Source organism: Pseudomonas frederiksbergensis (genome assembly GCF_035751725.1).
Taxonomy (GTDB): domain Bacteria; phylum Pseudomonadota; class Gammaproteobacteria; order Pseudomonadales; family Pseudomonadaceae; genus Aquipseudomonas; species Aquipseudomonas frederiksbergensis_A.
The window spans coordinates 310,347-337,235 of record NZ_CP142104.1 but is presented as its reverse complement, the minus strand read 5'-3'; the positions used below and the strand labels follow the sequence as shown (position 1 = coordinate 337,235).

Genomic DNA, 26,889 nt, shown 5'->3' with positions numbered 1-26,889 from the left:
CTTGCCATCCTACTTTTGAAGAGGGCCCGCATGAACAGCGATAGCCGTTATCTGGAAACGATCCTGCACCGGGATATTCCGTTGACCCACGACATGGGCCTGCAAGTGCTCGACTGGCAAGCCCGACGGCTGCGTCTGTTCCTGCCGCTCGAGGCCAATGTGAATCACAAGAGCACCATGTTCGGCGGTAGTCTGTATTGCGGTGCTGTACTCGGCGGCTGGGGCTGGCTGCACCTGGCCTTGCGCGAGGAAGGAATCGAGGACGGGCACATCGTGATCCAGGAGGGACAGATCAGCTATCCGCTACCTGTAACCCGCGACGCAACCGTCGTGTGTGACGCGCCTGATGAAAAAACCTGGAAGCGTTTCCTGGCCACTTACCGGCGGTACGGACGGGCGCGGCTGGCATTACAAACGCAGGTGCTGAACGTGGACAGCGAGGACGTGGCGGTGCAATTCGAAGGGCAGTACGTCTTGCATCGCTGAGCAGGTAGCCGGGTCCCCTTGCCACAATGGGTATCCGATCCTAGGTGCGAGCAAGCTCCAACAATTTCCCACGCCATGCAGCCTTCGCCGGCAAAGCCAGGAACGACGCATTCAACAGCGACTCCCGCGGCGGATAGCAGAACGGTTCGCCGCTCAAGTCCAGTACTTCGCCACCCGCGCCTTCCAACACACCTTGGGCGGCGGCAGTGTCCCATTGAGACGTCGGCGCCAGCCGTGGATAGCAATCGGCAGCGCCTTCAGCCAAAAGGCAGAACTTCAGCGAGCTGCCGATGTTGGTCAGTTGCAAGGCGCCAAGGCTCTCGCTCAAGCCGGCCAACAGGCGCTCCTGCTCCGGGCTGGTGTGGCGCCGACTGGCGACCACGGTAAACGCCTCCCCAGGCGCCAATTCGTTACGCACCGCGATGGGCAAAGGCTCGGCGTTCCGGTCGCCGCGCCAGGCGCCCAGGCCCGTGCCGCCGACATAGAAGCGGCCATTGGTGGGCATCGAGACTACGCCGAACACCACCCGACCGTCTTCGATCAAGGCAATATTGACGGTGAACTCTTCACTGCCGGAGATGAATTCCTTGGTTCCATCCAGCGGGTCCACCAGCCACCAGCGCTTCCAAGTCGCCCGGACGCCTTGCGCGATATTCGCGTCTTCTTCGGAGAGGATCGGGATATCTGGCGCCAGGGCGGTCAGCCCAGCCACGATGACGTCGTGAGCGGCCATGTCGGCGGCGGTCACCGGTGATTCGTCAGCCTTGTGCACGACTTCCACGTTGGCGCGCCAGAACGGCAGGATTGCCGCCCCGGCCTTGAGCGCCAACTCGATCACCGGGGCCATCAGGGGATGGGAAAAATTCATGGCAGATAGGCTCCTCGCTGGGTCAGCAGGTCGCGAGCCAGGTACAACGCCGCCAGCGCTCGGCCCTCGGTGAATTGCGGATTCTGCGCAAGGGCCGAGAGTTCGCCCAGGTTGATCTTGTCCACCCTCATCGGCTCGGGCTCATCGCCCTCCAGCCGCTCTTCATATAAATCGGTCGCCAGTACCACTTGGATCTTTTGGCTCATGTAGCCAGGCGACAACGATAATTCGGTCAGGTGCTCCAGTTGTCGTGCGCCCAGACCGGCCTCCTCCTTGAGCTCCCGCTCGGCCGCCGCCAGCACATCTTCACCCGGCTCGATCAAGCCCTTGGGCAATGACCACTCGTAAGCCTCGGTGCCGCCGCAATACTCCTCAACCAGCACGGCATGGTCGGCATCAAGCATCGCCACGATCATCACCGCACCGTATCCAGGGCTCTTGGCTGCCAGACGCTCGTATGTGCGCTCCACGCCATTGGAAAAACGCAGTTTCATTTCCTCCACGCAAAACAGCCGGCTGGTGGCGACGATCCGTCGGTCGAGTATGGTGGGTTTCTGGCGCATAAACGGCTCCCTGGGCGATAGCGGGCTACTATACCCGGCCTATTCTGATTGTTTGTGTCGGATATTCGATTACCGCTGGAGAAGTTTTATGGCCTTGTTGCCTTGGCATGAGATCGACACAGTCCTGCTGGACATGGACGGCACCCTGTTGGACCTGCACTACGACAACCATTTCTGGATGGAGCACCTGCCCCAGCGCTATGCCGAACTCCATGGCGTCAGCCGCGCAATGGCCGAGATGGAACTGCAGCCGCTGTTCGAGCGCAACGCCGGCCAGCTGCAATGGTATTGCCTGGACTTCTGGAGTGCCGAGCTGAAGTTGCCGGTGCGCGAGTTGAAACAGGAAACCGCCCACCTGATCGCCCTGCGCCCGGATGCCGATACGTTCCTGGCAGCGATCCAGCAGGCCGGCAAACGCGTCGTGATGATCACCAATGCCCATCGCGACTCGCTGTCCTTGAAGCTGGAGCGTATCGAACTCGCCCCCTATTTCGAACGTTTGATCAGCTCTCACGATTACGGTTTCCCCAAGGAGAGCCCGCAGTTCTGGGATGCCTTGCAAGCCGACCTGGACTTCGACCCCGCCCGCAGCCTGTTCATTGACGATACCTTGCCGGTATTGCGCAGCGCCCGGGATTTTGGCGTCGCGCACTTGCTGGCGGTCAGCGAGCCGGACAGCCGCAAGGGGCCGAAGGACACGGGGGAATTTGAGGCGGTTGGGGATTATCGAGCGCTGATCGAAGGGCTTTAGGGTATGCCTTTGTGGCGAGGAGATAAATCTCCTCGCCACAGGAGGGCCAGGTTATTCAGGGATACGCAGCACCTGTCCCGGATAGATCTTGTCTGGGTGCTTGAGCATCGGCTTGTTGGCTTCGAAAATCTTGTTGTACTTGTTTGGATCCTTATAGAACCGCTTGGAAATGGCACTCAAGGTGTCGCCCTTCTCAACGGTGACGAACTTGGCCTCCGCAGCAATCGGCCCGGTGACCGTGATCTGGTCATCCACGCCGCTGATGCCGGCAACGTTGCCCAGAGCCAAAAGGATTTTTTCCTTTTCCTCCTGCGTCGCGGCTTCGCCGGTGGCAATGACTTTTTCACCCTCGACTTTTATCTGGATCTTGGAAGTATCTATACCTGTCAGGGCATCTCGTACGTGCTTGGTCAGCGCCTCGCTGTTGGCTTCAGCCTTATCGGGCGTCAGCGCATCAAGAATTTTTTCACCGGCATCTTTTAAAAAACTGAAAAGGCTCATGGCTGTCTCTCCCTGGGTTCAAATGTCCAGACGCAAAGCCTAGACCAAGCCCACCGAGCCCGCCTCCCAACCGACCAATGACCCCGCCACGTCCAAAGCGCTAGAATCCAATCTTCCCGTATCCAGGAGCGAAGATGGACATCAAGCAGCTGAAATTCCTCATCGCGCTCGACGAAACCCGCCACTTCGGCCAGGCAGCCGCCCGTTGTCACATCACCCAACCCACCCTGTCGATGCGCTTGCGCAGCCTCGAAGAAGAGCTGGGCTTGCCGCTGGTCAACCGCGGCCAGCGTTTCGAGGGTTTCACCGCGCCGGGTGAACGGGTGCTGGCTTGGGCACGCACGGTGCTGGCGGCCTATGACGGGCTCCAGGCCGAAGCGGCGGCCTGCCGGGGCAATCTGGTCGGTACGCTGCGCCTGGGCGTGGTGCCGTTGTCGGATTTCGACCCGTTGACGATGATGCAGCGCCTGCACACTGAACACCCCAGCCTGCGTTTCGAATTGTCGTCCTTGAGTTCCGAGCGCATCCTCGAACAACTGGCGAACAACCGCATCGACCTGGGAATTTCCTACCTGGAGCGCCTGGATAACGAGCGCTTCGAAGCCTTGCCGTTCAGCCATACCCGCATGGGCCTGCTGTACGACCAGCGTTTTTTCTTTTTTGGCGAAGAACCGCTGAGGTGGGAATCGCTGGTCGAGCTGCCCTTGGGCATGCTCACCAGCGGCATGCATTTTCGCCAATCCATCGATCACGCCTTCCACAGCCGCGGCCTGGCACCTCAACCGTTGCTGCAAACCGACGCCGTGCATCAATTGTTGCAAGCTGTTCATGGCGGATTGTGCTGCGCAGTGGTCCCGTTGGACAGTGGACTGAAGGTCCTGACCGAAGAGTTGCGTATCCAGCCCATCGAAAACGCGCAAACCCTGGTTCCGCTTGGGCTGATCATGCGGCGAGGGGCTCCGCGATCGGCGTTGGCGGAGGCGTGCTTCGCCCTCTACCAGAAATCAATAACCTTTCCTTGATCGACGTCATCTATTGAAAGATCAGTAATAGCGATTAGACGTGGCAGATTGCCGCATTTAGTCTTAGAACTATTCCTACTTTCAGTGATGCCCATGAACGACAAGCCTCCGGTCTGTCCTGCGCCTGACGTGGAATCTTCCACGCCAGCCGCCAGCCAGAGCTATCGCTATTGCAACCTGGACCACTCCGAATCGGACAGCGCCGCGCTGGCCGAGGAAGTGGCGTTGGCCATTGCCTATAACGGCATCAGCCAAGCGGTAATGCTGGTTACGCCAACCGATCTAGAAGATTTCATCGTCGGGTTCAGCCTTGGCAGCGGCATCATCGAAGACCCAGCGGATATCTACGACTTGCAACTGAGCGGCGCCGGTTCCGCCCACTATGCCCAGGTCACCATCGCCAATCGCGCCTTCTGGAATCTCAAGCAACAACGTCGCCAGATGGCCGGCACCAGTGGTTGCGGTCTTTGTGGCGTGGAAGCCGTGGAACAGGCGCTACCCGACCTCAAGGCGCTGCCGGGGGCACCGCTGCCACCAGCGCAATGGCTCGATGGCCTGCGCCAACGCATCAGCCAGTTCCAGCCCCTGGGCCAGCACTGTGGCGCCGTCCACGCGGCATTGTTCATGAACGCCCAGGGCGAGCTGCTGATGGGCCGCGAAGACATAGGCCGACACAACGCCCTCGATAAATTGATCGGCGCGTTGATCCGGCAGCAGGTCCCAGTGGCCGGTGGCTTGGCGATCGTCACCAGCCGTTGCAGCCTCGAACTGATCCAGAAAGTACTGCGTGCAGGCATCCAGACCCTGGTCAGCCTGTCGTCGCCCACGGGCCTCGCCGTCCAATGGGCCCGCCAACACAACCTCAACCTCATCCACCTGCCGCAAAAAAGTGCGCCGCGGGTCTATAGCCCTGCGATGGAGAAACAAGCGTGAGCAACTATCAACAAGCCAACCAGAAACCCGCACCGCGCTACAAACCCTACAAGGGCCCGGCCGGTGGTTGGGGCGCGCTGATCAGCGTCGCCCAGGCCTGGCTGACCAGCGATAACGCGCTGAAAAACATTCGCATGATGCTCAAGACCAACCAGAACGGTGGCTTCGACTGCCCCGGCTGCGCTTGGGGCGACTCGCCGGAAAGCGGCATGGTGAAGTTCTGTGAGAACGGCGCGAAAGCGGTGAACTGGGAAGCGACCAAACGCCGTGTCGACGCCGCTTTTTTTGCCAAGCACAGCGTGACGTCGTTGCTGGAGCAAAGTGACTACTGGCTGGAATACCAGGGCCGCCTGACGGAGCCGATGCAATACGACGCGCAGACCGACCGCTACAAGCCCATCAGCTGGGATGCGGCATTTGCCTTGATCGGCAGACATCTGCAGGGGCTGTCCAACCCGAACCAGGCCGAGTTCTACACCTCGGGCCGGGCGAGCAACGAGGCGGCCTATCTGTATCAACTGTTCGTGCGCGCGTATGGCACCAACAATTTCCCTGACTGTTCGAACATGTGCCATGAAGCCAGCGGCGTGGCCCTGTCCCAGAGCGTGGGCGTGGGCAAAGGCACGGTAACCTTTGACGATTTCGAGCACGCCGACGCAATCTTCGTCTGGGGCCAGAACCCCGGCACCAACCATCCCCGGATGCTCGAACCGCTGCGCGAAGCCGTGAAGCGTGGCGCCCAAGTGGTCTGCATCAACCCGCTGAAAGAGCGTGGGCTGGAGCGCTTCCAGCATCCACAACACCCGCTGGAAATGCTCACCAACGGTGATAAACCCACCAACACCGCGTACTTCCGCCCGGCCCTGGGCGGCGACATGGCCGTGCTGCGCGGCATGGCCAAGTTCCTGCTGCAATGGGAGCGTGAAGCGCAGAACAGTGGTGGCCCCGCGGTATTCGACCATGGGTTCCTCAACGAACACAGCACCAACGTCCTGGAGTACCTGGCGGTCGTCGATGACACCCCATGGGAACAGATCGCCCAGCAATCAGGCCTGACCCTGGCCGAGATCGAGCAGGCCGCGCGCATGTATGCCAAGGCCAGCAACGTGATCATGTGCTGGGCGATGGGCATCACCCAGCACCGCCATTCCGTCGCGACCATCCAGGAAATCGCCAACCTGATGATGCTGCGCGGCAACATCGGCAAGCCAGGCGCGGGGCTCTGCCCGGTGCGAGGGCACAGTAACGTGCAGGGCGACCGGACCATGGGCATCAACGAGCGTCCGCCCGTTGCGTTCCTCGATGCACTGGAGCGGCGTTTCCAGTTCAAGGTGCCGCGCGAAAACGGTCATAACGTGGTCGAGGCAATCCACGCCATGGCCGAAGGTCGGGCAAAAGTGTTCATCGCCCTGGGTGGCAACTTTGCCCAGGCGACCCCGGACAGCCACCGGACCTTCCAGGCCCTGCGCAACTGCGATCTGACCGTACAGATCAGCACCAAGCTCAACCGCAGCCACTTGGCCCACGGCAAGGATGCGTTGATCCTGCCGTGCCTGGGTCGCACCGACATCGACCTGCAAGCCGAAGGCTCCCAGGCCGTGACAGTGGAAGACTCGTTCAGCATGGTCCACGCCTCCAACGGCCAATTGCAGCCGCTGTCGAACCAGATGCGCTCCGAGCCCTGGATCATCGCCGGCATCGCTGCCGCTACGCTGGGCAGCCGTCCAGTGGATTGGAATTGGCTCGTGGCCGACTACAGCCGCATCCGCGACCTGATCGCCGAAACCATCCCAGGCTTCAAGGACTTCAACGAGAAACTCAAGAACCCTGGTGGCTTCTATCTGGGCAACAGTGCCGGTGCCCGTCGCTGGAACACACCGTCGGGCCGCGCCAACTTCAAGCCCAACCAGTTGCCGACCGACCTGATCCACGAACGTACCCGTGCCACAGGCCAATTGCCGGACCTGATCCTGCAATCCATGCGCTCCCACGACCAGTACAACACCACCATCTATGGTCTCGACGATCGCTATCGCGGAGTGAAGGGCCAGCGTGACGTATTGTTCGTCAACGAAGCAGACATCATCCGCCTGGGCTTCAAGCCCGGGCAGAAGGCCGATATCGTCTCGCTTTGGGACGACGGACGCGAGCGGCGGGTCAAAGGGTTTACCCTGCTGGCCTTCGACATCCCGGCCGGTCAAGCCGCCGCCTACTACCCGGAAGTGAATCCGTTGGTACCGCTGGAAAGCACCGGTGACGGCAGCCACACCCCGACCTCGAAGTTCGTGGCGATTCGTCTGGAAGCGGCGAGCGAGAATGGATTGATCATGGCCAAGTCGGCCTGATACAGCCTGTTGGATCGTGACAGCCCTGTGGCGAGGGATTTATCCCCTCGCCACGAAAGATCTTCTTGCAGATACGAAAAAGGCCGTTTTCCATGGAAAACGGCCTGTCTCAAGTAGCTAAAGACCGGCCAATTCGCCATAAGTTCCCTCCTAAAAACAATAACTTAGAGAATTGTGCACAAGTCGTGTTACTCGTCGGATTTCGATTGTAACCAAGCGAAGCCAGCCTCAGGATCGCGCCGTCATCCCTTTGAGGCTCCTCTATGAAGTTCTCCTCCATTCTCTTGTTGTCCCTTGGCCTGGTCAGTGGCGTCGCGTCTGCCGGCGGTACCGCCGAAGCAGGTGTAGGCGGCGCATTGGGCGGGGTTTTGGGTTCGGTCGTCGGCCAGTCCCTGGGCGGAAACACCGGCTCCACTATCGGCGCGGCCCTGGGCGGCGCGGGCGGTAGCGCAGTTGGTGCAGACAGACACAGCCGCGGCGAAGCGGCGATCGGCGGCGCGCTGGGCGCAGCCGGTGGTAACGTGGTTGGCCGCAGCGTAGGCGGCACTACCGGTAGCCTGATCGGTGCCGCAGCAGGCGGTGGCGCCGGTGGCGCACTGGGTAACTACATGGGCAAGGACGACGATGATGACCGTTATGAAGGTCGTCGTGGTGATCGCCGTTACTACCGCGATGGCCACCCAGGTCGCGGTCATGCCTACGGCCATCGCAAGCACAAGCACAAACATCGCTATCACGATGACTGACGGCTGGCTCAACTCCGACCGTTAAATGATCGCAGCCTTCGGCTTTCTCTACAGAGACTGACCGGAGGCTGCGATTTTTCGTTTCAGGCTACCAAAAGCTCCAGCGCCGCGCGCAGCCGATCCGGAATCGCCACGGGCCGATTCGATGCTCGATCCACGAACACATGCACGAAGCGCCCCGCCGCGCAGGCCTCCTCCTCGCCCTCCTTGAACACCGCCAGCTCGTACTGCACTGAACTGTTGCCCAGCTTGCCGACCCGCAGGCCGACCTCGATCCGATCCGGAAAAGCGATCGACGCAAAATAGTCGCAAGCTGAACTCACCACGAAACCCACCACTTCGCCTTCGTGGATATCCAGCCCGCCGGTTTCGATCAGGTAGGTATTCACCGCCGTGTCGAAAAAACTGTAGTAGGTGACGTTATTGACGTGGCCGTACACATCGTTGTCGTGCCAGCGCGTAGTCACCGGCTGGAAATGGAAGTACTCGGTGCGTTGGGGCATCGCTTGTCCTTGGTTATGCACTGTTGGGATGGGACAGGGTAACGGGCTATCGTTGCGAGAAACCCTTGCCTTGGGCGGCCAGTTCCCCGATCAGGCGCGCAGGCTTCCAATGGTCCCCCTGCTTCGTTTCGAGGTCCACCAAGCGGGCATGGATATCCTCGAGGCCTTGCTGGTCAGCCCAGGCCATCGGGCCGCCCTTGTCAGCCGGAAAGCCATAGCCGTTGAGGTAAACCAGATCGATGTCGTGGGACGACTCGGCAATGCCTTCCTGGAGGATTTTCGCACCTTCGTTGACCAGTGCCAGCAAGCAGCGCTCGAGGATCTCATCGGCGCCGATGTCACGCCGCTGGAAACCCAGCTCCTCACTGACCCGCTGCACCAGCGCATCGACCTCGACATCGTGCTCAGCCTGCCGACTGCCCGGCTCATAGTGATAATAACCATTGCCACTTTTCTGGCCGAACCGGCCCAATTCGCACAGACGGTTATCCACCTGCACCTCAGGCGCGTCCTGCCCCCGGCCCGCCAGTTCCCGCGCACGCCATTCCAGATCGATCCCGACCACGTCGTACATGCGAAACGGCCCCATGGCGAAACCAAAGCCCTGCAACGCCGCATCGACCTGATGGGGAAACGCACCCTCCAACAGCATCTTGCGTGCTTCCAGCACATAAGGATGAAGCATCCGGTTGCCGATGAAGCCGTGGCAATTACCCGACACCACGCTCACCTTGCCCATGCGCTTGCCCAGCGCCAAGGCTGCATCCAGCACGGCTTTGGACGTCTGTGCGCCGCGCACGATTTCCAGCAGCTTCATGATGTGCGCCGGGCTGAAGAAATGCAGGCCCAGCACCTGGCTTGGCCGGCGCGTAGCAGCGGCAATCGCATCGATATCCAGCGCCGAGGTATTGCTTGCCAGGATCGCCTCGGGCTTGAGCATGCCGTCCAGCTCGCGAAATATCTTCTGCTTGAGTTCGAGATTCTCGTAGACCGCTTCGATGACCAGGTCCACATTGCGGATCGCCGCGTAGTCATCCGCCCGCGTTATCCGGGCGATGCGGGCGTCGGCTTCGCTTTGTTCAAGACGCCCCTGGCGTATGTTATGGGCGTAGGTATCGGCCACCGTGGCCAGCGCCTGTTCCAGCATCTGCGGATTGTTATCGACCCACTGCACGGTGACGCCGGCGTTGGCCAGGCACATCACGATGCCCCGGCCCATGGTCCCCGCACCGACAACGGCGGCACGCTGGATATCGAACGATGTCTGGCTCATGTTTGCTCTCTTGTTGGCGATCCAAAGACTGCTTCACCTTAGTCAGCCAGCGGGTTTTTTTGAAATTTATTCGTGTGATGCCGGGCATTCAGCGGATGGATGCAGCTCAAAGATGCGCCTGTGACCAACGCCGGACCTCAGCGTAGGGATACGCTTGCAGCGCAGCATATCCGAGGATCTGGCGAGCCTTCAGCTTGGTGAACAGCGGTACGCTGATTCCGCAGAGAAACCGGGTCAGCCGCTCGGCAGAAGGGACATTACCCGTGTGCTGTTCATGCCTGTGGATAAAATTCGCGCACAGGGCTTCGAAATTTTTATCCCCAAGCGGTGGTAGGGACGGCGGTTCCGGCAGGTGCGCGACCTGTCCATGGCATACGGAACAGTGTCCACATTGGCGCGGCGCGTTTTTGTCGCCAAAGTACTCGGCCAGCCGATAACCGAGGCAGCGGTCCGTGGCGAATAACCCGAGCATGGCGTGGATCCTCGAGATTTCCGTTTCCTCATGCTGGGTGAAGTTGGCGTGTAGCTCGACGCTCAAGGCCTGGGAATCGAAGTCCGCCTCAAGGACGTTGTAGACCTCCGTCATCTGTTTGCTTTCCAGCTCGATCCAGCCTTTTTCCTGGAAATAATCCAACGCCTTGACCACGCGACTACCCTCGGCCCGATATTGCCGGTACATCTCGTCGAAATTCACCGTGGCCCAAGTTCGAGCAAGGCTGGAGGTCTGGATGATCGCCGAGACAAAATCTCTTCGCTCACCCTCGAAGTGCTCCAGCAGTGCCTGCGGCTCGGTCAGGCATTTGAAGCGATACTCCGCGTAGTAGGCATAACGCGGCGCGATCAGCCGACGCAGCTCCAACTGAACCAGCAGCGTCTTGAGCGGCAATTGCCGGATGTTGCTCTGGTCCGCCAATGGTCCCAGCAAGAACTCCCATTGCTCATCCCGGGCGGTAGCTTTCAGCTCATCAAGCACACAACGGATGCCGGAAAGCTCAGGTGTATCGCCATAGACGAAATTTTCCAGGATGTTGAGACTGTCGCGGTTAGCCAATACCAGGCAATCGGACGGCTGCCCGTCCCGCCCTGCCCGACCGATTTCCTGGCTGTAGTTCTCGATGGACTTCGGCAAGTCGAAATGGACCACGTTGCGGATATCGCTTTTGTCGATTCCCATGCCGAACGCGATGGTCGCGACGATGCAGTCGGACTGACCGCCCATGAACCGCTGCTGTATGGCTTCACGCTGATCATGGGGCAGCCCGGCGTGATAAGCCTCGGCCTTGATGCCGTGTTCACTCAGGTACCCGGCAACCTGCTCGGCGGTTCGCTGCAAAGTGACGTAGACGATACTCGACTGCCCGGGGCGCTCGCCCAACCATTGCAACAGCCGCCCACGCTTGTCGTCACTGCGAACAGGCTCGACCAGCAGGTTGAGGTTGGGCCTGTAGAAACCGGTGGTCACCACGTCATCGGCGGCGATGGCAAACTTCGCCTGCATGTCGGCGATGACCTTCGGTGTCGCGGTGGCCGTCAACAGCAGTGCCTGGGGAATATTGAACTGGCGTTGGTAATCGGGGAGCTTGAGATAATCGGGGCGAAAGTTATGGCCCCATTCGGATATGCAGTGGGCCTCATCCACCACCAGCAACGAAATCGACACCTGTTCCAGGAAATTGCGAAAGCGCTCGTTCTTCAGCCGTTCCACCGAAACCATCAGGACCTTCAACTCGCCCGAACGGGCCCGCGCCATGGCCTCGCTGGCTTCATCGCGACTCTGGGCCGAGTCGATACTGGCTGCGGCGATGCCGTGTCGCTTCAGGAACGCCAACTGGTCCTGCATCAGCGCCAGCAGCGGCGAAACTACCAGCGTCAGGTGCGGCAATAGCAGCGACGGCAATTGATAGCAGAGAGACTTACCGGATCCGGTCGGAAAAATCGCCGCCGCCGACCGACCCGCAAGGACCGCGCCGATGGTCGCCTCCTGACCGGGGCGAAATTGTGGATAACCGAAGACCTGTTCCAGGGTGCTGTGCATAAGCGGTCGCTCCTTTGACTGCTGTGAAGCCCAAAGCCTAGTCGGGCAACGCAGCGAGTCGAGAAAAGGTCGGGGGAAAAACGATACTGGATGATACGGCGTATGCGTCTGGGACCCTGTTCAGTTAACAAGCCCAGCCTACCGTCTGCCCCTACGCATTTACCAAATATCCCGATAATCAAAAGATATTTGATAGTCGTACTTCGACAAATCAAGAGGATGCGTGAAATGTGGCTGAAGGATTTCAACCCATTCGGCATCGACATCAAAGTTCCCATTATTAATATTGTTTTCCAAAGGAATATTGAGTTCATCCAGAATCTTGGAGTCGTTTCCGAAATCCTGTGAATACTCCTTCTCGACCAACAGCTCGGATACCTTGTCAAACCACCTCAGCCTGATTTTTAAACCCATGGCGCCCTCAGAGATATTTCTTAATGTTACGTTTCGGAATTCGTTCTTTCTTTTGCTCACCTGTAAGGTAATCAAATGCACCGAGATGGCTCCCATCGCTTGAGCGATATACTTCTAACTCGCCGTGGCTAGAGTCCCACTCATAAATCCTCCTGCCCTTAGCATCAATCCAACGCTCCCGAAAACCGCCGCCACCTTGACGTGGAGTCTTTGCTTTAACTTCGGTCAGACCACCGAAACCCGTAATTTCGTTTGTCTGGGGTGCGTGATGATACCTATGTGCAGCCTCCGGCAGCCCTTTGCGACGAACATTCAAAACTACATATAACGGCGAAACCCCAGTCCCCACCGGAAACACAAGAATGAAATCCTTGTACTCCGGTGGATAGATCGGATTGACGATGATGCTGTCCGCCATGGGCGTCGGCGGGAAGATCCAGATGCGCGGCGCTTGTGGCGCAGCCTCCAGCGCAGGAATGCCCAACGTGGCGGAAGGGTCCACGGCCGGCGTCCAGATCAACTCGACCCCATCGTCGAAGTCTGCCACTTGCTGCTCGCCGCGGGTCTGGAACGTCACCACCGGGATCATTTCCCAGTCGCGTCTTGACTGGGTGTTGTAGCCATACCCTTTAAGCGTCCCGTCAGCCTGGGTTTCGACGTGTAGGCGAACCCGGCTGCGTGCTTTTTCAAGCGACCTCAATTGCTCTTCGGTGTACAGCGAGCCATCGCCCAGGTTCGAAGGCATCAGCAGCCCCACCAGCCCGACCAACACACCCGCCGCCACAGGCGACGTGACCGCGCCGGCGCCAAGGGAGGCCAACGCCGTTCCACCCAGTGCCAACGTGCCAACACTTGCCGGTAACGCTCCGCTGATGGTCTTCAGCGGTACGCAACCTGACGCGTCTACCTCCCGACCTCCCAACAAGGTGAACGCACCATAGGCGCTCAGCAATTCCGTCGGGATGTAGCCGGTTGGATAGTGATAGTCGATGATCGAGCAAGCGAAAAAATGCTCACCAGACGGCTCCGAGTCTGGCGTAAGAACTTTCTTCTTTTTATTGAGAAACGATTTCGTCCTAAACTTTCCTATCGTACAGCCCTGCCATTTCTACCAGCCGGATCCCCAACATGCATTTCGCCCCAGACTTCCCCGACGACGCCGCCATGCGCCAACTCATGGAGTTGCTTCACGAAGAAATAGGCCTGCCGGAACGCAAGACCCTTCGCCTGGAGACCGCGATCAATCATGACCTGGGCTGCGACGGCGCGGATGCCCGGCACTTGATGGAGACATTGGAAGAGCGGTTCGCCATCGAGCTCGTCGACTATGACGCTTATCGCTATTTCCAACCGGAAGGATTCGATGTGCTCCAAAAGCGCAGGGCCAAGGGGCGCGGAAACAAAATGCCATTGACCATCGGCATGCTCTACAAGGCAATCAAGGCCCAGCGATGGGATACACAGGCGCTGGAAGCAAAATAGTCGCACACAAAAAAGCCGCCCTCGAAGGGCGGCTTTTCATTTACCAACCAAGCCTTACAGCTGCGGACCTGCCGCCTTGATCGCGTCGCTCACTTCGAACTTCTTGAAGTTCTCGATGAACAGACCGGCCAGTGCCTTGGCGGCTTCGTCGTAGGCAGCCTTGTCGGACCAGGTGTTGCGCGGGTTCAACAGGCCAGTCTCGACGCCCGGAACAGCCAACGGCACGTCCAGGTTGATGATGTCCAGGTGTTCGGTTTCAGCACCGATCAGCGCGCCGCTCTGGATCGCCGCGATCACCGCACGGGTGGTCGGGATGTTGAAGCGCTTGCCGACGCCGTAGCCGCCGCCGGTCCAGCCGGTGTTGACCAGGTAGACCTTGGAGCCGAAACCACGGATGCGCTTGATCAGCAGCTCAGCGTATTCACCGGCTGGACGCGGGAAGAACGGCGCGCCGAAGCAGGTGGAGAAGGTCGACTTGATGCCGCTGCCCGAACCCATTTCGGTCGAGCCCACCAGTGCGGTGTAGCCGGACAGGAAGTGGTAGGCGGCTTGTTCTTCGCTGAGGATCGACACAGGCGGCAGTACGCCGGTCAGGTCGCAGGTCAGGAAGATCACGGCGTTTGGCTCGCCACCGAGGTTTTTCGGCGCGCGTTTTTCGATCAGCTCACGCGGGTAGGCCGCGCGGCTGTTCTGGGTCAGGCTGTCATCGGCGTAGTCGGCTTTCTTGGTGACCGGGTCCAGGACCACGTTCTCCAGTACGGCGCCGTGCTGGATGGCTTTCCAGATAACCGGCTCGTTCTTCTCGGACAGGTCGATGCACTTGGCGTAGCAACCGCCTTCGATGTTGAAGACCACGCCCACGCCCCAACCGTGCTCGTCGTCACCGATCAGGTAACGGCTCTCGTCGGCGGACAGGGTGGTCTTGCCAGTGCCCGACAGGCCGAAGAACAAGGTCACGTCGCCCTCTTCGCCCATGTTCGCGGCGCAGTGCATCGGCAGCACGTCGGCAGCCGGCAGCAGGAAGTTCTGCACCGAGAACAGGGCTTTCTTCATCTCACCGGCGTAGCGCATGCCGGCGATCAATACTTTCTTGGCCGCGAAGTTGATGATCACGGTGCCGTCGGAGTTGGTGCCATCGCGCTCAGGCTCGCAGACGAAGTTCGGCGCGTTGAGGATCTGCCACTCGTCCTTGCCACCGGCGTTGTATTGCTCGGGGTTGATGAACAGGCAGCGGCCGAACAGGTTGTGCCACGCGGTCTCGGTGGTCATCTTGACCGGCAGGTAGTGCGCAGGATCGGAGCCTACATGCACATGGGATACAAAACGCTCGCGCTCGCCCAGGTAGGCTTCAACGCGGTTCCACAGGGCATCGAACTTGTCGGCCGGGAACTTGCGGTTGATCGGGCCCCAGGCGATGGCGTCCTGGGTGGTCGGCTCTTCCACGATGAAACGGTCGACCGGCGAACGACCAGTACGATGACCGGTACGTACAACCAGCGCGCCAGTATCGGCAAGCTCGCCTTCACCGCGATTCAGGGCTTCTTTGACCAGATCATCGACACTCAGATCGGTGTACACGGCGTTATTGGCTTGCGTCATGAGATTCCCCGTCGGCCCGTGGCCGAGTGCTCCAAACGTTTTGTAGTAGGAAGTCGCGCACTACTACCCGAAAAAAGTGGGCCGGATTATGCCAGAAAACCCCAAAAAGAGTAGGGCCCTCCCGTCAGTACGGCGTAAATCCGGCGTTTGTCAGGAGATTTACCTGCGCTGAACCGTTTTAGTGACGAGTATCTGACGGTGTGTCGACACCCGCCCCGGCGAACAATTGCGCGATGTCCGCTGCGTCGAACAGGTAGCGTTCATTGCAGAACTGGCAATCGATCTCGATGGCGCCGCCATGCTCGATCACCAATTGCTGCGCATCTTCCAGACCCAGACTGACCAGCGCATTGCCGGAACGTTCACGGGAGCAGCTGCATTTGAAGCGCAACGGCTGACCGTCGAACAGGCGAACCTGCTCTTCGTGGTACAGGCGATGCAGGACGGTTTCGTTATCCAGCCCCAGCAACTCATCGGCGCTCAAGGTGCTTGCCAGAGCGGTGACGTGTTGCCAGCTGGCGTCGCGTTCTTCCGGGTCACGAATGCGGTCGGCGGGCAATTGCTGCAGCAGTAAGCCACGGGCGCGCCGCCCGTCGGCATAGAGCCAGAAACGGGTGTTGGTCTGCTGGGACATGACGAAGTAGTTGGTGAAGCATTCGGCCAGCGTCGCGCCGTCAAGATCGACGATGCCCTGGTAGCGCTTGCCATGACTCGGGTCGACCGTCAGGGCCAGCACGCCGTTGGGCATGAGGTCGGCAAGCGTCGCATCCGGGGCGATCTGCTCGGCGTGATAGCGGGCCAGGCCTCGGATCTCGCGCTCGCTGGAGCATTCGATCATCAGCAATGGCACCGGACCTTCGGAGCGGGCCTGGAGAATCAGCAAGCCATCGAATTTCAAAGTGCCGACCAGCAACGCCGCAGCCGCCATCAGCTCGCCGAGCAATTGCGCGACCGGTTCCGGATAGGGGTGCTTGGCGAGGACTTCGGCGTAGCTACGCTCCAACGCCACCAGCTCGCCACGGGCGTCGCTGTCATCGAAGATGAAACGTTGGGTGTAGTCGGTATCCGGCAAATCAGTCATAGGGTCTGGTATCTGAGGTGATGGCAATTAATGACGGGCATTTTATGGGCATTCAGGGTGGGTTCCAAGCAAGGCCTATTCGCTGTTGCTTCCATGGAACTTGAACAGGTCCCGCCGTTGCTTCTTGCTGGGCTTGCCATCGGTGCTCACGCCCAGGGCCCCGGCCTTGCGTTGTGCGGCCGCGGCTTCACGCTTGGCAATACTGGCCTCGGTTTCGCGATAGAGCGTCTGCGCTTCTGGCGCGCCGCGACGCACGATTGACAGGGCTTCGACGATGACGGTTTTTTCGTCGAAGCCCGTGCGGATGACGTATTCATCACCAATACGTGGCTCCTTGCCAGGCTTGCAACGCTCGCCCCGGTGATGGACCTTGCCGCTTTCAATGGCGGCCTTGGCCAAGGCTCGGGTCTTGTAGAATCGTGCCGCCCACAACCATTTATCGAGACGGACCTTGTCATCCTCTTCGCTTTTTTGTGCCACTGCGATTCCTCTTTCTAACCAATAGCTGGAACTGTACTACCGTTTTTGTCGGGCGCACGAATCCGTCCCGACGGATAGAATGCCCGCCGACCCCACCGTTCGCACGGCATGCGTCGGTAACGGTTACACCTGCAAACAAGTACGTAGATAACTGTCGCCATTTTGTGATTATTCTGCGTGAATACCGCGATTCGCGGAGTCCGCTATCCGATGTGCCAATTTCAGGTTGTTTTATTTGAAGACTTTTGACCATCTGACCGTCGTCGGTCTGCGCGAATGGGTGGCGCTCCCGGACCTGGGAGTCGCGGGGCTGCGGGCGAAAATCGACACTGGCGCCAGCACCTCCAGCCTGCATGCCACCGACATCGAACCGTTCGAGCGTGACGGCGAAAAATGGGTGCGCTTCACCGCACACCTTGGCACCGTCGTACAACTGCGTCATCGCCGTTGCGAAGCGCCGCTGGTGGCGCGCAAGACCATCAAGAGTTCCAACGGCCACGCCCAGGTCCGCTACGTGATCAGCACCACGTTGGCACTGGGCGATCGGTTCTGGCGGGTCGAATTCACCCTCGCCTGCCGCAAATCCATGCGCTATCGCCTGTTGCTGGGTTCCAAAGCCTTGATTGACGGCCAATTGGTGGTCAATCCAGGCATCAAATACGTTCAAGACAAGCCGGCATTCCCGGTGTCCACTACCTCTGCCACAGGTGTTGCATGAAGATCGCTGTGCTGTCGCGAAATCCGCGTCTGTATTCCACTCGTCGTCTCGTTGAAGCCGGGACCGAACGTGGCCATGAAATGGTGGTGATCGATACCCTGCGCGCCTACATGAACATCGCCAGCCACAAGCCGCAGATCCATTACCGCGGCAAACCCCTGGAAGGCTTCGATGCGGTGATCCCGCGCATCGGCGCATCGGTGACCTTCTACGGTTGTGCAGTGCTGCGCCAGTTCGAAATGATGGGTGTGTATCCCCTCAATGAATCCGTCGCGATTGCCCGCTCGCGAGACAAGCTGCGCTCGCTGCAATTGCTGTCTCGGCGCGGTATCGGCTTGCCCGTGACCGGCTTCGCCCACTCCCCGGATGACATTCCCGACCTCATCGCCATGGTCAATGGCGCGCCTCTGGTGATCAAGGTGCTGGAGGGCACCCAAGGCATTGGCGTGGTGCTGTGTGAAACCGCGACGGCGGCGGAGTCGGTGATCGAAGCGTTCATGGGCCTGAAGCAGAACATCATGGTCCAGGAGTACATCAAGGAAGCCGGCGGCGCCGACATTCGTTGTTTCGTGGTCGGCGACAAGGTGATCGCCTCGATGAAGCGCCAGGCCAGGCCAGGGGAATTTCGCTCCAACCTGCATCGCGGCGGTAGCGCCAGTTTGATCAAGATCACCCCGGAAGAACGCATGACCGCCCTGCGTGCGGCCAAGGTCATGGGGCTGGCGGTGGCTGGCGTGGACATCCTGCGATCCAATCACGGACCGCTGGTGATGGAGGTCAACTCTTCGCCAGGCCTGGAAGGCATCGAGACCACCACCAGCAAGAACGTGGCGGGGATCATCATCGAGCACCTGGAAAAGAATGGTGGGCCGAACATGACCCGGACCAAGGGCAAGGGTTGATCCATTTAATTACTGTGGGAGCAAGCTTGCTTCCACAGGTTTGCTGCCTGACTTGAGAGAGTCGCTACACCGCATCCCGAGGCAGCATCAAGCCCAACGGCAGCCGCACCCGCGCTTCCAGCCCGCCACCGACTCGGTTGCGCAGCTCGACGTTGCCGCCGTGCATCGAGGCGATACGCTTGACGATCGCCAGGCCCAGCCCAGTGCCCTTACCACCTCGGGCACGATCACCCCGGGTGAATGGATTGAAGATCGCCTCCAACTCCGACGGATCGATGCCGGCGCCTCGGTCCATGACGCTCAGCACGACGTAGGGCGCGCTGGTATCGCCGGATACGTAGGCAGCAACCTCCACACCGGTGCCGGCATGGTTCAGGGCGTTGCCAATCAGGTTGTTCAGCAAGCGCTTCATCGATACGCGACGTAACGGAAACGGCTGGATCGGTTCCAGGCGCAGGTGGACCTTCTCTTCGTTCTGGTTATAGGGCGCAGCCACCTCCCGGACAAGGTCGCTGAGGTCGACTTCTTCCACCGACTCATCACGACCGTCTCGAATGAACGCCAGGAACTGGTCGAGAATCGCGTCCATGTCTTCAATGTCACGGACCATTTCGTCGGTCAGGTCGGTGTGCTCGCCCATCAATTCCAAAGAAAGCCGCAATCGGGTCAGGGGCGTGCGCAAGTCATGGGAGACACCCGCAAGCATCAGCTCACGCTCGCGTCCGGCCTGCTCGACATCCTCGGCCATCTGGTTGAAGGCGCGGTACACCTCCGTCATCTCACTGGGCGTGTCGCTGATCGGCAACCGTACGCTACGCCCCTGCCCCAGCTGCCGGGCGGCGTAGACCAGGCGCTTGAGCGGTTGGTTGAGCTGGCTGACGAAGATCCATGCCGAAGCTGTCGATAACAGGCCGATCGCCAGGAACCAGCCCAGCACGTTCCAGATTTTCTGGCCACGCAACGGATGAGGGTACAGCGGAACCTTCAGCCAACCATCCCCCAGGCTTGGAGCGCGGACCCACAAGGCCGGCGGCGAATGCATGCGCAATCGTACCTCGGTGTCGGCACCCAGCTCGGCCTGCATCTGCCGCTGATAAATCTCGCTGTACGGCCAGTGCTGCTCGCCTTCCGGTACACCGGCACCGACCACCCGGATCAATGTGGCCGCCTCGGCAATCTTCGCCCGATTGGTTTCGTCTGCCGCCCAGTAGGCTCGCAAGGTCAAGGCAACGCCGTGACTGTATTGACGGTCCACCAGCACATCTTCGTTCATCAGCAGGTAGACCAGCGTCAGCGCCTTGGAAAAAAGCACGACAATGAGCACCAGCCAGAGGGTGCGGGAGAAAAAACTCTGGGGGAACCAAACGGGGGTTTTCATGAATAGCCGCTACACACTTGCAGGAGCGAGCGATGCTCGCACAATGACGGACCGCGAGTCGCCTGGAAAAGACTTCAACCAGCCAGGCTACCCGCTCCTACAAATCGCCGATCACTTTCCGGCGGCGCCATCCGGCACGAATACGTAACCTACGCCCCAGACGGTCTGGATATAACGCGGCTTGGATGGATCGGGCTCGATCATCCGGCGCAGACGGGAAATCTGCACGTCGATGGAGCGCTCCAGCGCATCCCACTCGCGGCCACGGGCCAGGTTCATCAGCTTGTCCCGCGTCAGCGGCTGGCGCGCGTTCATCACCAAGGCCTTGAGCACGGCGAATTCGCCGGTGGTAAGCATGTGGATCTCGTCGCCACGCTTCAGCTCGCGAGTGGCCAACGACAGTTCATAGTCGCCGAAGGTCACGCTCTCGTCTTCGCTGCCCGGAGCGCCTGGCACCGGCGCCGACTGGCGACGCAAGACCGCCTTGACCCGCGCCATCAGCTCGTCCGGGTTGAACGGCTTGGCCAGGTAATCGTCGGCGCCCAGCTCCAGGCCCTTGATACGGCTCAGCTCGTCGCCCTTGGCGGTCAGCATGATGATCGGGATCTGGTTGTTCGCGCCACGCAGGCGACGACAGGCGGTAAGGCCGTCTTCACCAGGCAGCATCAGGTCGAGGACCACCAGGTTGAAAACCTCCCGGGCCAGCAGACGGTCCATCTGCTCGGTGTTCGGTACGGTGCGGGCTCGGTAGCCCTTGCTGACGAAAAAGCGCTCCAGCAGGCTGCTCAGCCCAGGATCGTCGTCAACAATCAGAATTTTTTCGCCTTCAGCAGTTTGTGCGGTGCTGCTCATAGGAAGCTCCTTTGATCTCGGCGCGCATTATGGCCTAGCTGCCGCTGTGCGTACCGTGTGCATTGTTAGCAGATTTTTCGCCTATCTCCAGCATTCCACTGATCCAGCCTGCGGGCACGACGCACCCTAACGGCGGAACGCTGGTTATAATGCGCGGCCTTTGTGCCAGGACCGGGCCGGATCGCTGAACCGGCGGAACACTTTTACCCCTGGCCAGGCAGCACTTTTTGAATTTCGCGGGTCAACAGGCAGCCTTTTGACCCAGGCAGCGGCGCATGCCAGGCCGCTCAACCAGTCTTGCCGAGCCCGATTTGCGCGGCGGCGAGCCTGATTTCACAATTTGTCAGGTGGTTTTATGGACAGCATCAACAGCCGCATCGCCGAGGAACTCGGCGTCCGCCCACAACAGGTCGAAGCGGCCGTCGCGCTACTCGATGAAGGCTCCACGGTCCCTTTCATCGCCCGTTACCGGAAAGAAGTGACAGGCAGCCTCGATGACACCCAGTTGCGTCATCTGGAAGAGCGCCTGCGCTACCTGCGCGAACTCGACGAACGGCGCATCAGCATCCTCGCGAGTATCCAGGAGCAGGGCAAGCTGACTCCGCAACTCGAGCGCGACATCAAGCTGGCCGACACCAAGACCCGCCTCGAAGACTTGTACCTGCCCTACAAGCAAAAGCGCCGCACCAAGGGCCAGATTGCCCTGGAAGCAGGCCTCGGCGAGCTGGCCGACGGCCTGTTCAACGACCCGAGCCTGGCACCGGAAACCGAAGCCGCGCGCTTCGTCGATGCCGAAAAAGGCGTGGCGGACGTGAAGGCCGCGCTGGAAGGCGCCAAGTACATCCTCATGGAGCGTTTCGCCGAAGACGCCAATCTGTTGGAGAAGCTGCGCAACTTCCTTAAACAGGAAGCCATCCTCAGCGCCCGCGTCATCGCCGGCAAGGAAGAGGAAGGCGCCAAGTTCCGCGACTACTTCGAGCACGACGAACCACTCAAGAGCATGCCGTCCCACCGTGCCCTGGCGATTTTCCGGGGTCGCAACGAAGGCATCCTCAGCACCGCGTTGAAAGTCGGCGAGGAATTGCCGGGGACCATGCACCCGTGCGAAGGCATGATCGGCCAGCAGTTCGGCATCCAGAACCAGAACCGCGCCGCCGACAAATGGCTGGCCGAGGTGGTGCGCTGGACCTGGAAGGTCAAGCTCTACACCCACCTGGAAACCGACTTGCTCGGTGAGCTGCGCGATAACGCCGAGACCGAGGCGATCAACGTGTTCGCCCACAACCTGCACGACTTGCTGCTGGCAGCGCCGGCCGGCCCGCGCGCCACCCTGGGCCTGGACCCGGGCCTGCGCACCGGTTGCAAGGTGGCGGTGGTGGATTCCACCGGCAAGCTGCTCGACCACGCCACGGTCTACCCGCACGTGCCGCACAATAAATGGGACCAGACCCTCGCCGTGCTCGCCGCCCTGTGCGCCAAGCACTCGGTGGACCTGATCGCCATCGGCAACGGCACCGCCAGCCGCGAGACTGACAAGTTGGCCGCCGAACTGATCAAGAAGTACCCAGCCATGAAAATGACCAAGGTCATGGTCTCCGAGGCCGGCGCGTCGGTTTACTCCGCGTCGGAACTGGCCTCTAAGGAATTCCCGGACCTGGACGTGTCGATCCGTGGCGCGGTGTCGATTGCCCGTCGCCTGCAGGATCCATTGGCGGAACTGGTGAAGATCGATCCGAAATCCATCGGTGTCGGCCAGTATCAGCATGACGTGTCCCAACTGAAATTGGCGCGCGGCCTCGACGCCGTTGTGGAGGATTGCGTGAACGCCGTGGGCGTGGACGTGAACACCGCTTCGGTGGCGCTGCTGGCACGTATCTCCGGCCTGAACGCCACGCTGGCACAGAACATCGTCACCCACCGTGACGAACACGGCGCATTCAAGACCCGCGCCGCGTTGAAGAAAGTCCCGCGCCTGGGTGAAAAAACCTTCGAGCAGGCCGCCGGCTTCCTGCGCGTCATGAACGGCGACAACCCGCTCGATTCCTCGGCCGTCCACCCTGAAGCCTACCCGCTGGTGCAACGCATCGCCGCCCAGACCGACCGCGACATCCGCTCGTTGATCGGTGACGCCGCGTTCCTCAAGCGCCTGGATCCGAAGAAATTCACCGACGAAACCTTCGGCCTGCCCACCGTCACCGACATCCTGCAAGAGCTGGAGAAGCCGGGCCGCGACCCACGTCCGGAATTCAAGACCGCCGAATTCCAGGAAGGCGTCGAGGACCTCAAGGACCTGCAACCGGGCATGATCCTCGAAGGCGTAGTGACCAACGTGACCAACTTCGGCGCGTTCGTCGACATCGGCGTGCACCAGGACGGCCTCGTCCACATCTCCGCACTGTCGGAAAAATTCATCAAGGATCCGCGCGAAGCCGTGAAGGCCGGCGACGTGGTGAAAGTAAAAGTCATGGAAGTCGATATCCCGCGCAAACGCGTTGGCTTGTCGATGCGCATGAGCGACACGCCAGGCGAGAAAGTCGACGGTGCCCGCGGTGCTCGCCCAGGCGCCGCGCCGCGCCAGTCGCAGAACACCGCGCCACGCAAGGAAACCGCCACCGCGGCCCCGGCCAACAACGCCATGGCCTCGTTGTTCGCCAACGCCAAGCAATTGAAGAAGCGCTGATGGACGCGCCGGCCGGGTTGGTGGAGAGCGCGTTCTTCAAGCTGCTCGGCTGCCGTCTGCACAGCCTTGGGGATGGGGTGGCGCAAGTCGCCCTGGGCCTCGAACCCGAGTTGCGCAATCGTGGCGGCAAGCTCCACGGCGGCGCACTGTTCAGCCTGGTGGACATCGCCATGGGACTGGCCTGCTCCAGTGTCCATGGCTTTGACCAGCAGAGCGCGACCATCGAGTGCAAGATCAACTACATTCGCGCTGTGTCCGACGGCGACGTGTTGTGCACCGCCCGGGTCATCCACCCGGGCCGGCGCACGCTGGTGGTCGAGGCCGAAGTGATGCAAGGCGACAAGCTGGTCGCAAAAGCGCAAGGCACGTTCGCAGTCCTATAGCTCCCTGTCATCGATTTGAGTTAATTTCGATGTCATGTGGGACTGCGGCGATTAGCCTTGGGCCGCACAGAAACCAGGCGAACACGCCAGTTTTAACTTCACCCTTGTAGACCGTCTTGCCCACCCCCATATTGGGGCGACTGACGCGTGAAGGAATTCAACTTGAGCGACCTTTTAAACCGCCGCCTGGCCCTGCTCGGCGAGCGCGCCAACCTCTCCCTGCTCGAGCAGTGCCTGCACGGTATCGAGCGTGAATGCCTGCGCGTCACGGGCGATGGACGCCTGGCGCAGACCCCGCATCCCGAGGCCCTGGGCTCGGCGCTGACCAACGAACAGATCACCACCGACTATTCCGAGTCGCTGCTGGAGTTCATCACCCCGGCCCTGGCCAACCCGGCCGACACCCTGCGCAGCCTCGACAGAATCCACCGGTTCGTCTACAGCAAGCTCGGCGACGAATACCTGTGGAGCCCTTCGATGCCGTGCCCGCTGCCGGCTGAAGAAGAAATTCCGATCGCCTACTACGGCACCTCGAATATCGGGCGACTCAAGTACGTTTACCGCAAGGGCCTGGCGCTGCGTTATGGCAAGACCATGCAGTGCATCGCCGGGATCCACTACAACTTTTCCCTGCCGGAAAAGCTCTGGCCCTTGCTCCGGCAGGACGAAGCCAGCGATCTGAGCGACCGGGATTTCCAGTCGTCGGCCTACATCGCGCTGATCCGTAATTTCCGCCGCTACAGCTGGCTGCTGATGTACCTGTTCGGCGCCTCGCCGGCCCTGGACGCGGGTTTCCTGCGTGGCCGGCCGCATCAATTGGAACAATTGGACCCGGACACGCTGTACTTGCCCTACGCCACCAGCCTGCGCATGAGCGACCTGGGTTACCAGAGCAACGCCCAGGCCGGATTGACGCCTTGCTACAACGACCTGGCGAGCTACACCGACAGCCTGCGCAAAGCGGTGGCGACGCCCTACGCGCCGTATGTCGAGATCGGCACGCACCAGAACGGCGAATGGGTGCAGCTCAACACCAACATCCTGCAGATCGAAAACGAGTACTACTCCAACATCCGTCCCAAGCGCGTGACCTATACCGGCGAGCGGCCGATCCAGGCGCTGATGGCCCGGGGCATCCAGTACGTCGAAGTGCGTTGCCTGGACATCAACCCGTTCCTGCCGATGGGCATCGACCTCACCGAATCGCGATTCCTCGATGCGTTCCTCTTGTATTGCGGCCTCAATGACAGCCCGCAACTGGAAAACAACGAGTGCAGCAACGCCACCAGCAACTTCCTGAGCGTGGTCAAGGAAGGCCGCAAGCCTGGCCTGCAACTGCAGCGCCAGGGCCAGTCGGTAGACATGCAAGCCTGGGCGCTGGAACTGCTGGAAAAAATCGCTCCGCTGGCGGCGCTGCTGGACCAGAACCAAGGGAGCGATCACCATCGCCAGGCGCTGGACGCCCAACTGGCAAAAGTCCGCGACCCATCCCTGACGCCATCCGCCCGGGTACTGGCCGCCATGGCCGAGCACCAGGAAAGCTTCGCCGAGTTCTCCCTGCGCCAGAGCAAGGCCCACGCCGAGTTTTTCCGCACCGAGCCCTTGTCGGCCGACGAACACGTTGCGTTCGAGGAAAACGCTCGGCAATCGCTGGTCCAGCAAACCGAACTGGAGCAGAACGAGGTGGGGGATTTCGACGTGTTCGTGGGTTCGTACCAGGCGAGCATCCTGGCGATCAGTAACTGACCAAAGCATTCCCACGGACCCGCGCGGGAATGCAGATTTGTGGCCAGGGTATTTATCCCCTCGCCACAGGGTTATGTGCGGCCACTAAGGTTGGATTAAACCTATTGCGCCGTCGAAGGCTTTTCCCACAGGTTGATCCCGCCCTCCTGGGCAAACCGATCGATCTCGGCCAGTTCTTCGGCGCTGAAGTCGAGGTTGCGCAGCGCCCCGACGTTTTCGACGATCTGCTCCGGCCGGCTGGCGCCGATCAGGGCGGAGGTGACCCGCGGATCACGCAGCGTCCAGGCCAGGGCCATCTGGGCCAGGCTTTGGCCGCGACGCTGGGCGATTTCGTTGAGCGCGCGCGCGTGGGCGATGTTTTCCTCGGATAAATGCGAAGCTTGCAACGAGCCACCGCCCGGGCGGTTGACCCGCGCATCGGCCGGAATGCCCTTGAGGTATTTGTCAGTCAACAGGCCCTGGGCCAGCGGAGTGAAAGCGATCACCCCAGTGCCCAGTTCCTCGGTGGCGTCCAGCAAGTCTTTCTCCACCCAGCGATTGAGCAGGTTATAGGCCGGTTGGTGGATCAACAGCGGGATTTTCCATTCCTTTAGCAACGCAGCCATTTCCCGGGTTTTCACACCCGAATACGAAGAAATGCCGATATACAGAGCCTTGCCCTGCTGCACGGCTGTCGCCAGTGCGCTGGCCGTTTCCTCCAGCGGCGTATCGGAATCGAAGCGGTGGGAATAGAAAATGTCCACGTAATCCAGCCCCAAGCGCTGCAGGCTCTGGTCGAGGCTGGCGAGCACGTACTTGCGCGAGCCGCCACCCTGGCCATAGGGGCCGGGCCACATGTCCCAGCCGGCCTTGCTGGAAATGATCAGCTCATCGCGGTACTGCTTGAAATCTTCACGCAACAGCCGGCCGAAATTGATTTCGGCGCTGCCATAGGGCGGGCCGTAGTTGTTGGCGAGGTCGAAGTGGTTGATGCCCAGGTCGAACGCTGTACGCAGCAAGGCTCGCTGGGTATCGATCGGCGTGCTGTCGCCGAAGTTGTGCCACAAGCCGAGTGACAAGGCCGGAAGCACCAATCCGCTGCGCCCGACGCGGCGATAGGGAATGGACTCGTAGCGGTTTTGCGCAGCGGTGTAGGTCATCGAAAGGCT

25 protein-coding genes and 1 pseudogene are annotated in these 26,889 nt (G+C 60.5%); 12 read left to right on the top strand and 14 right to left on the bottom strand.

What is annotated here, in order from left to right:
- Positions 1 to 30 precede the first annotated feature (30 nt).
- A complete protein-coding gene (locus VQ575_RS01515; RefSeq protein WP_045154810.1) occupies positions 31 to 486 on the top strand; it encodes a YiiD C-terminal domain-containing protein in 456 nt (151 codons plus the stop codon).
- A gap of 40 nt (positions 487 to 526) precedes the next feature.
- On the opposite strand, the gene cysQ is transcribed toward VQ575_RS01515, so the two are convergent.
- The gene (gene cysQ / locus VQ575_RS01510; RefSeq protein ID WP_039592658.1) at positions 527 to 1,354 is read right to left on the bottom strand and encodes a 3'(2'),5'-bisphosphate nucleotidase CysQ; all 828 of its coding nucleotides are present in this window, start codon (positions 1,352 to 1,354) and stop codon (positions 527 to 529) included.
- On the bottom strand, positions 1,351 to 1,917 hold the full coding sequence (gene nudE, locus VQ575_RS01505; protein ID WP_039592657.1) for an ADP compounds hydrolase NudE: 567 nt from the start codon (positions 1,915 to 1,917) through the stop codon (positions 1,351 to 1,353). Before nudE ends, cysQ begins: the two co-directional genes overlap by 4 nt.
- Positions 1,918 to 2,005: 88 nt before the next feature.
- On the opposite strand from nudE, the gene yrfG reads away from it, so the two are divergent.
- Positions 2,006 to 2,668: a GMP/IMP nucleotidase gene (yrfG, locus tag VQ575_RS01500; protein ID WP_039592656.1), complete on the top strand. Its 663-nt coding sequence runs from the start codon at positions 2,006 to 2,008 to the stop codon at positions 2,666 to 2,668.
- Positions 2,669 to 2,719: 51 nt separating this feature from the next.
- On the opposite strand, the gene lysM is transcribed toward yrfG, so the two are convergent.
- On the bottom strand, positions 2,720 to 3,169 hold the full coding sequence (lysM, locus tag VQ575_RS01495) for a peptidoglycan-binding protein LysM (protein ID WP_039592655.1): 450 nt from the start codon (positions 3,167 to 3,169) through the stop codon (positions 2,720 to 2,722).
- A 134-nt stretch (positions 3,170 to 3,303) separates the two neighbouring features.
- Between lysM and VQ575_RS01490 the strand changes: the two genes are divergently transcribed.
- The 4 genes from VQ575_RS01490 (at position 3,304) to VQ575_RS01475 (ending at position 8,215) form a co-directional block, all read left to right on the top strand.
- A complete protein-coding gene (locus tag VQ575_RS01490; protein WP_039592654.1) occupies positions 3,304 to 4,191 on the top strand; it encodes a LysR family transcriptional regulator in 888 nt (295 codons plus the stop codon).
- A 93-nt stretch (positions 4,192 to 4,284) separates the two neighbouring features.
- Positions 4,285 to 5,124 carry a formate dehydrogenase accessory sulfurtransferase FdhD gene (gene fdhD, locus VQ575_RS01485; protein ID WP_039592653.1) on the top strand — a complete coding sequence of 280 codons (840 nt, stop codon included), beginning with the start codon at positions 4,285 to 4,287 and terminating at the stop codon, positions 5,122 to 5,124.
- Positions 5,121 to 7,469, top strand: coding sequence for an FdhF/YdeP family oxidoreductase (locus VQ575_RS01480; RefSeq protein ID WP_039592652.1), 2,349 nt, complete (start codon positions 5,121 to 5,123; stop codon positions 7,467 to 7,469). Before fdhD ends, VQ575_RS01480 begins: the two co-directional genes overlap by 4 nt.
- A gap of 263 nt (positions 7,470 to 7,732) precedes the next feature.
- Positions 7,733 to 8,215, top strand: coding sequence for a glycine zipper domain-containing protein (locus tag VQ575_RS01475; protein WP_039592651.1), 483 nt, complete (start codon positions 7,733 to 7,735; stop codon positions 8,213 to 8,215).
- Between the two features lie 83 nt (positions 8,216 to 8,298).
- Here VQ575_RS01475 and VQ575_RS01470 read toward each other — a convergent pair whose 3' ends face one another.
- From VQ575_RS01470 to VQ575_RS01450, 5 genes and pseudogenes are all read right to left on the bottom strand, one after another.
- The gene (locus tag VQ575_RS01470; RefSeq protein ID WP_325918922.1) at positions 8,299 to 8,718 is read right to left on the bottom strand and encodes an acyl-CoA thioesterase; all 420 of its coding nucleotides are present in this window, start codon (positions 8,716 to 8,718) and stop codon (positions 8,299 to 8,301) included.
- Between the two features lie 46 nt (positions 8,719 to 8,764).
- A complete protein-coding gene (locus VQ575_RS01465; protein WP_325918921.1) occupies positions 8,765 to 9,991 on the bottom strand; it encodes a 3-hydroxyacyl-CoA dehydrogenase in 1,227 nt (408 codons plus the stop codon).
- A gap of 106 nt (positions 9,992 to 10,097) precedes the next feature.
- Complete coding sequence (locus VQ575_RS01460) at positions 10,098 to 12,026, bottom strand: RecQ family ATP-dependent DNA helicase (RefSeq protein WP_325918919.1); 1,929 nt, start codon at positions 12,024 to 12,026, stop codon at positions 10,098 to 10,100.
- Between the two features lie 159 nt (positions 12,027 to 12,185).
- A complete protein-coding gene (locus VQ575_RS01455; protein WP_039592647.1) occupies positions 12,186 to 12,440 on the bottom strand; it encodes a colicin E3-like toxin immunity protein in 255 nt (84 codons plus the stop codon).
- Positions 12,441 to 12,447: 7 nt separating this feature from the next.
- Positions 12,448 to 13,437 (bottom strand): annotated as a pseudogene (locus VQ575_RS01450) (colicin E3/pyocin S6 family cytotoxin); the annotation flags it as partial.
- Between the two features lie 131 nt (positions 13,438 to 13,568).
- Here VQ575_RS01450 and VQ575_RS01445 point away from each other — a divergent pair.
- A complete protein-coding gene (locus VQ575_RS01445; protein WP_198726817.1) occupies positions 13,569 to 13,922 on the top strand; it encodes a DUF1493 family protein in 354 nt (117 codons plus the stop codon).
- Positions 13,923 to 13,976: 54 nt separating this feature from the next.
- Here VQ575_RS01445 and VQ575_RS01440 read toward each other — a convergent pair whose 3' ends face one another.
- From VQ575_RS01440 to VQ575_RS01430, 3 genes are all read right to left on the bottom strand, one after another.
- A complete protein-coding gene (locus tag VQ575_RS01440; protein WP_039592644.1) occupies positions 13,977 to 15,521 on the bottom strand; it encodes a phosphoenolpyruvate carboxykinase in 1,545 nt (514 codons plus the stop codon).
- Between the two features lie 178 nt (positions 15,522 to 15,699).
- Positions 15,700 to 16,602, bottom strand: a complete 903-nt coding sequence (hslO, locus tag VQ575_RS01435) for an Hsp33 family molecular chaperone HslO (RefSeq protein WP_039592643.1) — start codon at positions 16,600 to 16,602, stop codon at positions 15,700 to 15,702.
- 75 nt (positions 16,603 to 16,677) lie between these two features.
- Entirely contained in the window at positions 16,678 to 17,082 is a 405-nt protein-coding gene (locus VQ575_RS01430; RefSeq protein WP_198726819.1) for an RNA-binding S4 domain-containing protein, read from the bottom strand.
- Positions 17,083 to 17,317: 235 nt separating this feature from the next.
- Here VQ575_RS01430 and rimB point away from each other — a divergent pair, with 235 nt between their 5' ends.
- Both rimB and rimK read left to right on the top strand, forming a co-directional pair.
- Positions 17,318 to 17,800 carry a retropepsin-like aspartic endopeptidase RimB gene (rimB, locus tag VQ575_RS01425; protein ID WP_039592641.1) on the top strand — a complete coding sequence of 161 codons (483 nt, stop codon included), beginning with the start codon at positions 17,318 to 17,320 and terminating at the stop codon, positions 17,798 to 17,800.
- Positions 17,797 to 18,702 carry a 30S ribosomal protein S6--L-glutamate ligase gene (rimK, locus tag VQ575_RS01420; RefSeq protein ID WP_030141550.1) on the top strand — a complete coding sequence of 302 codons (906 nt, stop codon included), beginning with the start codon at positions 17,797 to 17,799 and terminating at the stop codon, positions 18,700 to 18,702. Before rimB ends, rimK begins: the two co-directional genes overlap by 4 nt.
- Before the next feature lie 64 nt (positions 18,703 to 18,766).
- On the opposite strand, the gene VQ575_RS01415 is transcribed toward rimK, so the two are convergent.
- Together VQ575_RS01415 and ompR are read right to left on the bottom strand one after the other, a co-directional pair.
- A complete protein-coding gene (locus VQ575_RS01415) occupies positions 18,767 to 20,080 on the bottom strand; it encodes an ATP-binding protein (protein ID WP_039592640.1) in 1,314 nt (437 codons plus the stop codon).
- A gap of 111 nt (positions 20,081 to 20,191) precedes the next feature.
- The gene (gene ompR, locus VQ575_RS01410) at positions 20,192 to 20,932 is read right to left on the bottom strand and encodes an osmolarity response regulator transcription factor OmpR (RefSeq protein ID WP_039592639.1); all 741 of its coding nucleotides are present in this window, start codon (positions 20,930 to 20,932) and stop codon (positions 20,192 to 20,194) included.
- A 355-nt stretch (positions 20,933 to 21,287) separates the two neighbouring features.
- Between ompR and VQ575_RS01405 the strand changes: the two genes are divergently transcribed.
- The 3 genes from VQ575_RS01405 (at position 21,288) to gshA (ending at position 25,741) form a co-directional block, all read left to right on the top strand.
- The gene (locus VQ575_RS01405; RefSeq protein ID WP_039592638.1) at positions 21,288 to 23,612 is read left to right on the top strand and encodes a Tex family protein; all 2,325 of its coding nucleotides are present in this window, start codon (positions 21,288 to 21,290) and stop codon (positions 23,610 to 23,612) included.
- Positions 23,612 to 23,995, top strand: a complete 384-nt coding sequence (locus tag VQ575_RS01400; protein ID WP_045154803.1) for a PaaI family thioesterase — start codon at positions 23,612 to 23,614, stop codon at positions 23,993 to 23,995. Before VQ575_RS01405 ends, VQ575_RS01400 begins: the two co-directional genes overlap by 1 nt.
- A 162-nt stretch (positions 23,996 to 24,157) precedes the next feature.
- Entirely contained in the window at positions 24,158 to 25,741 is a 1,584-nt protein-coding gene (gshA, locus tag VQ575_RS01395; RefSeq protein ID WP_045154802.1) for a glutamate--cysteine ligase, read from the top strand.
- 101 nt (positions 25,742 to 25,842) lie between these two features.
- Here gshA and mgrA read toward each other — a convergent pair whose 3' ends face one another.
- A complete protein-coding gene (gene mgrA / locus VQ575_RS01390; RefSeq protein ID WP_325918917.1) occupies positions 25,843 to 26,880 on the bottom strand; it encodes an L-glyceraldehyde 3-phosphate reductase in 1,038 nt (345 codons plus the stop codon).
- Positions 26,881 to 26,889: the final 9 nt, after the last annotated feature.

What these genes read in the sequence shown, in the direction of transcription:
- yrfG (WP_039592656.1), top strand. Translation starts at nt 2,006, where the DNA reads ATGGCCTTGTTGCCTTGGCATGAGATCGACACAGTCCTGCTGGACATG.
- fdhD (WP_039592653.1), top strand. Translation starts at nt 4,285, where the DNA reads ATGAACGACAAGCCTCCGGTCTGTCCTGCGCCTGACGTGGAATCTTCC.
- rimK (WP_030141550.1), top strand. Translation starts at nt 17,797, where the DNA reads ATGAAGATCGCTGTGCTGTCGCGAAATCCGCGTCTGTATTCCACTCGT.
- VQ575_RS01400 (WP_045154803.1), top strand. Translation starts at nt 23,612, where the DNA reads ATGGACGCGCCGGCCGGGTTGGTGGAGAGCGCGTTCTTCAAGCTGCTC.
- lysM (WP_039592655.1), bottom strand. Translation starts at nt 3,169, where the DNA reads ATGAGCCTTTTCAGTTTTTTAAAAGATGCCGGTGAAAAAATTCTTGAT.
- VQ575_RS01415 (WP_039592640.1), bottom strand. Translation starts at nt 20,080, where the DNA reads ATGAAAACCCCCGTTTGGTTCCCCCAGAGTTTTTTCTCCCGCACCCTC.
- VQ575_RS01405 (WP_039592638.1), top strand. Translation starts at nt 21,288, where the DNA reads ATGGACAGCATCAACAGCCGCATCGCCGAGGAACTCGGCGTCCGCCCA.
- VQ575_RS01440 (WP_039592644.1), bottom strand. Translation starts at nt 15,521, where the DNA reads ATGACGCAAGCCAATAACGCCGTGTACACCGATCTGAGTGTCGATGAT.
- hslO (WP_039592643.1), bottom strand. Translation starts at nt 16,602, where the DNA reads ATGACTGATTTGCCGGATACCGACTACACCCAACGTTTCATCTTCGAT.
- VQ575_RS01460 (WP_325918919.1), bottom strand. Translation starts at nt 12,026, where the DNA reads ATGCACAGCACCCTGGAACAGGTCTTCGGTTATCCACAATTTCGCCCC.
- VQ575_RS01465 (WP_325918921.1), bottom strand. Translation starts at nt 9,991, where the DNA reads ATGAGCCAGACATCGTTCGATATCCAGCGTGCCGCCGTTGTCGGTGCG.
- VQ575_RS01445 (WP_198726817.1), top strand. Translation starts at nt 13,569, where the DNA reads ATGCATTTCGCCCCAGACTTCCCCGACGACGCCGCCATGCGCCAACTC.
- VQ575_RS01470 (WP_325918922.1), bottom strand. Translation starts at nt 8,718, where the DNA reads ATGCCCCAACGCACCGAGTACTTCCATTTCCAGCCGGTGACTACGCGC.
- VQ575_RS01490 (WP_039592654.1), top strand. Translation starts at nt 3,304, where the DNA reads ATGGACATCAAGCAGCTGAAATTCCTCATCGCGCTCGACGAAACCCGC.
- VQ575_RS01455 (WP_039592647.1), bottom strand. Translation starts at nt 12,440, where the DNA reads ATGGGTTTAAAAATCAGGCTGAGGTGGTTTGACAAGGTATCCGAGCTG.
- mgrA (WP_325918917.1), bottom strand. Translation starts at nt 26,880, where the DNA reads ATGACCTACACCGCTGCGCAAAACCGCTACGAGTCCATTCCCTATCGC.
- VQ575_RS01475 (WP_039592651.1), top strand. Translation starts at nt 7,733, where the DNA reads ATGAAGTTCTCCTCCATTCTCTTGTTGTCCCTTGGCCTGGTCAGTGGC.
- cysQ (WP_039592658.1), bottom strand. Translation starts at nt 1,354, where the DNA reads ATGAATTTTTCCCATCCCCTGATGGCCCCGGTGATCGAGTTGGCGCTC.
- VQ575_RS01515 (WP_045154810.1), top strand. Translation starts at nt 31, where the DNA reads ATGAACAGCGATAGCCGTTATCTGGAAACGATCCTGCACCGGGATATT.
- ompR (WP_039592639.1), bottom strand. Translation starts at nt 20,932, where the DNA reads ATGAGCAGCACCGCACAAACTGCTGAAGGCGAAAAAATTCTGATTGTT.
- nudE (WP_039592657.1), bottom strand. Translation starts at nt 1,917, where the DNA reads ATGCGCCAGAAACCCACCATACTCGACCGACGGATCGTCGCCACCAGC.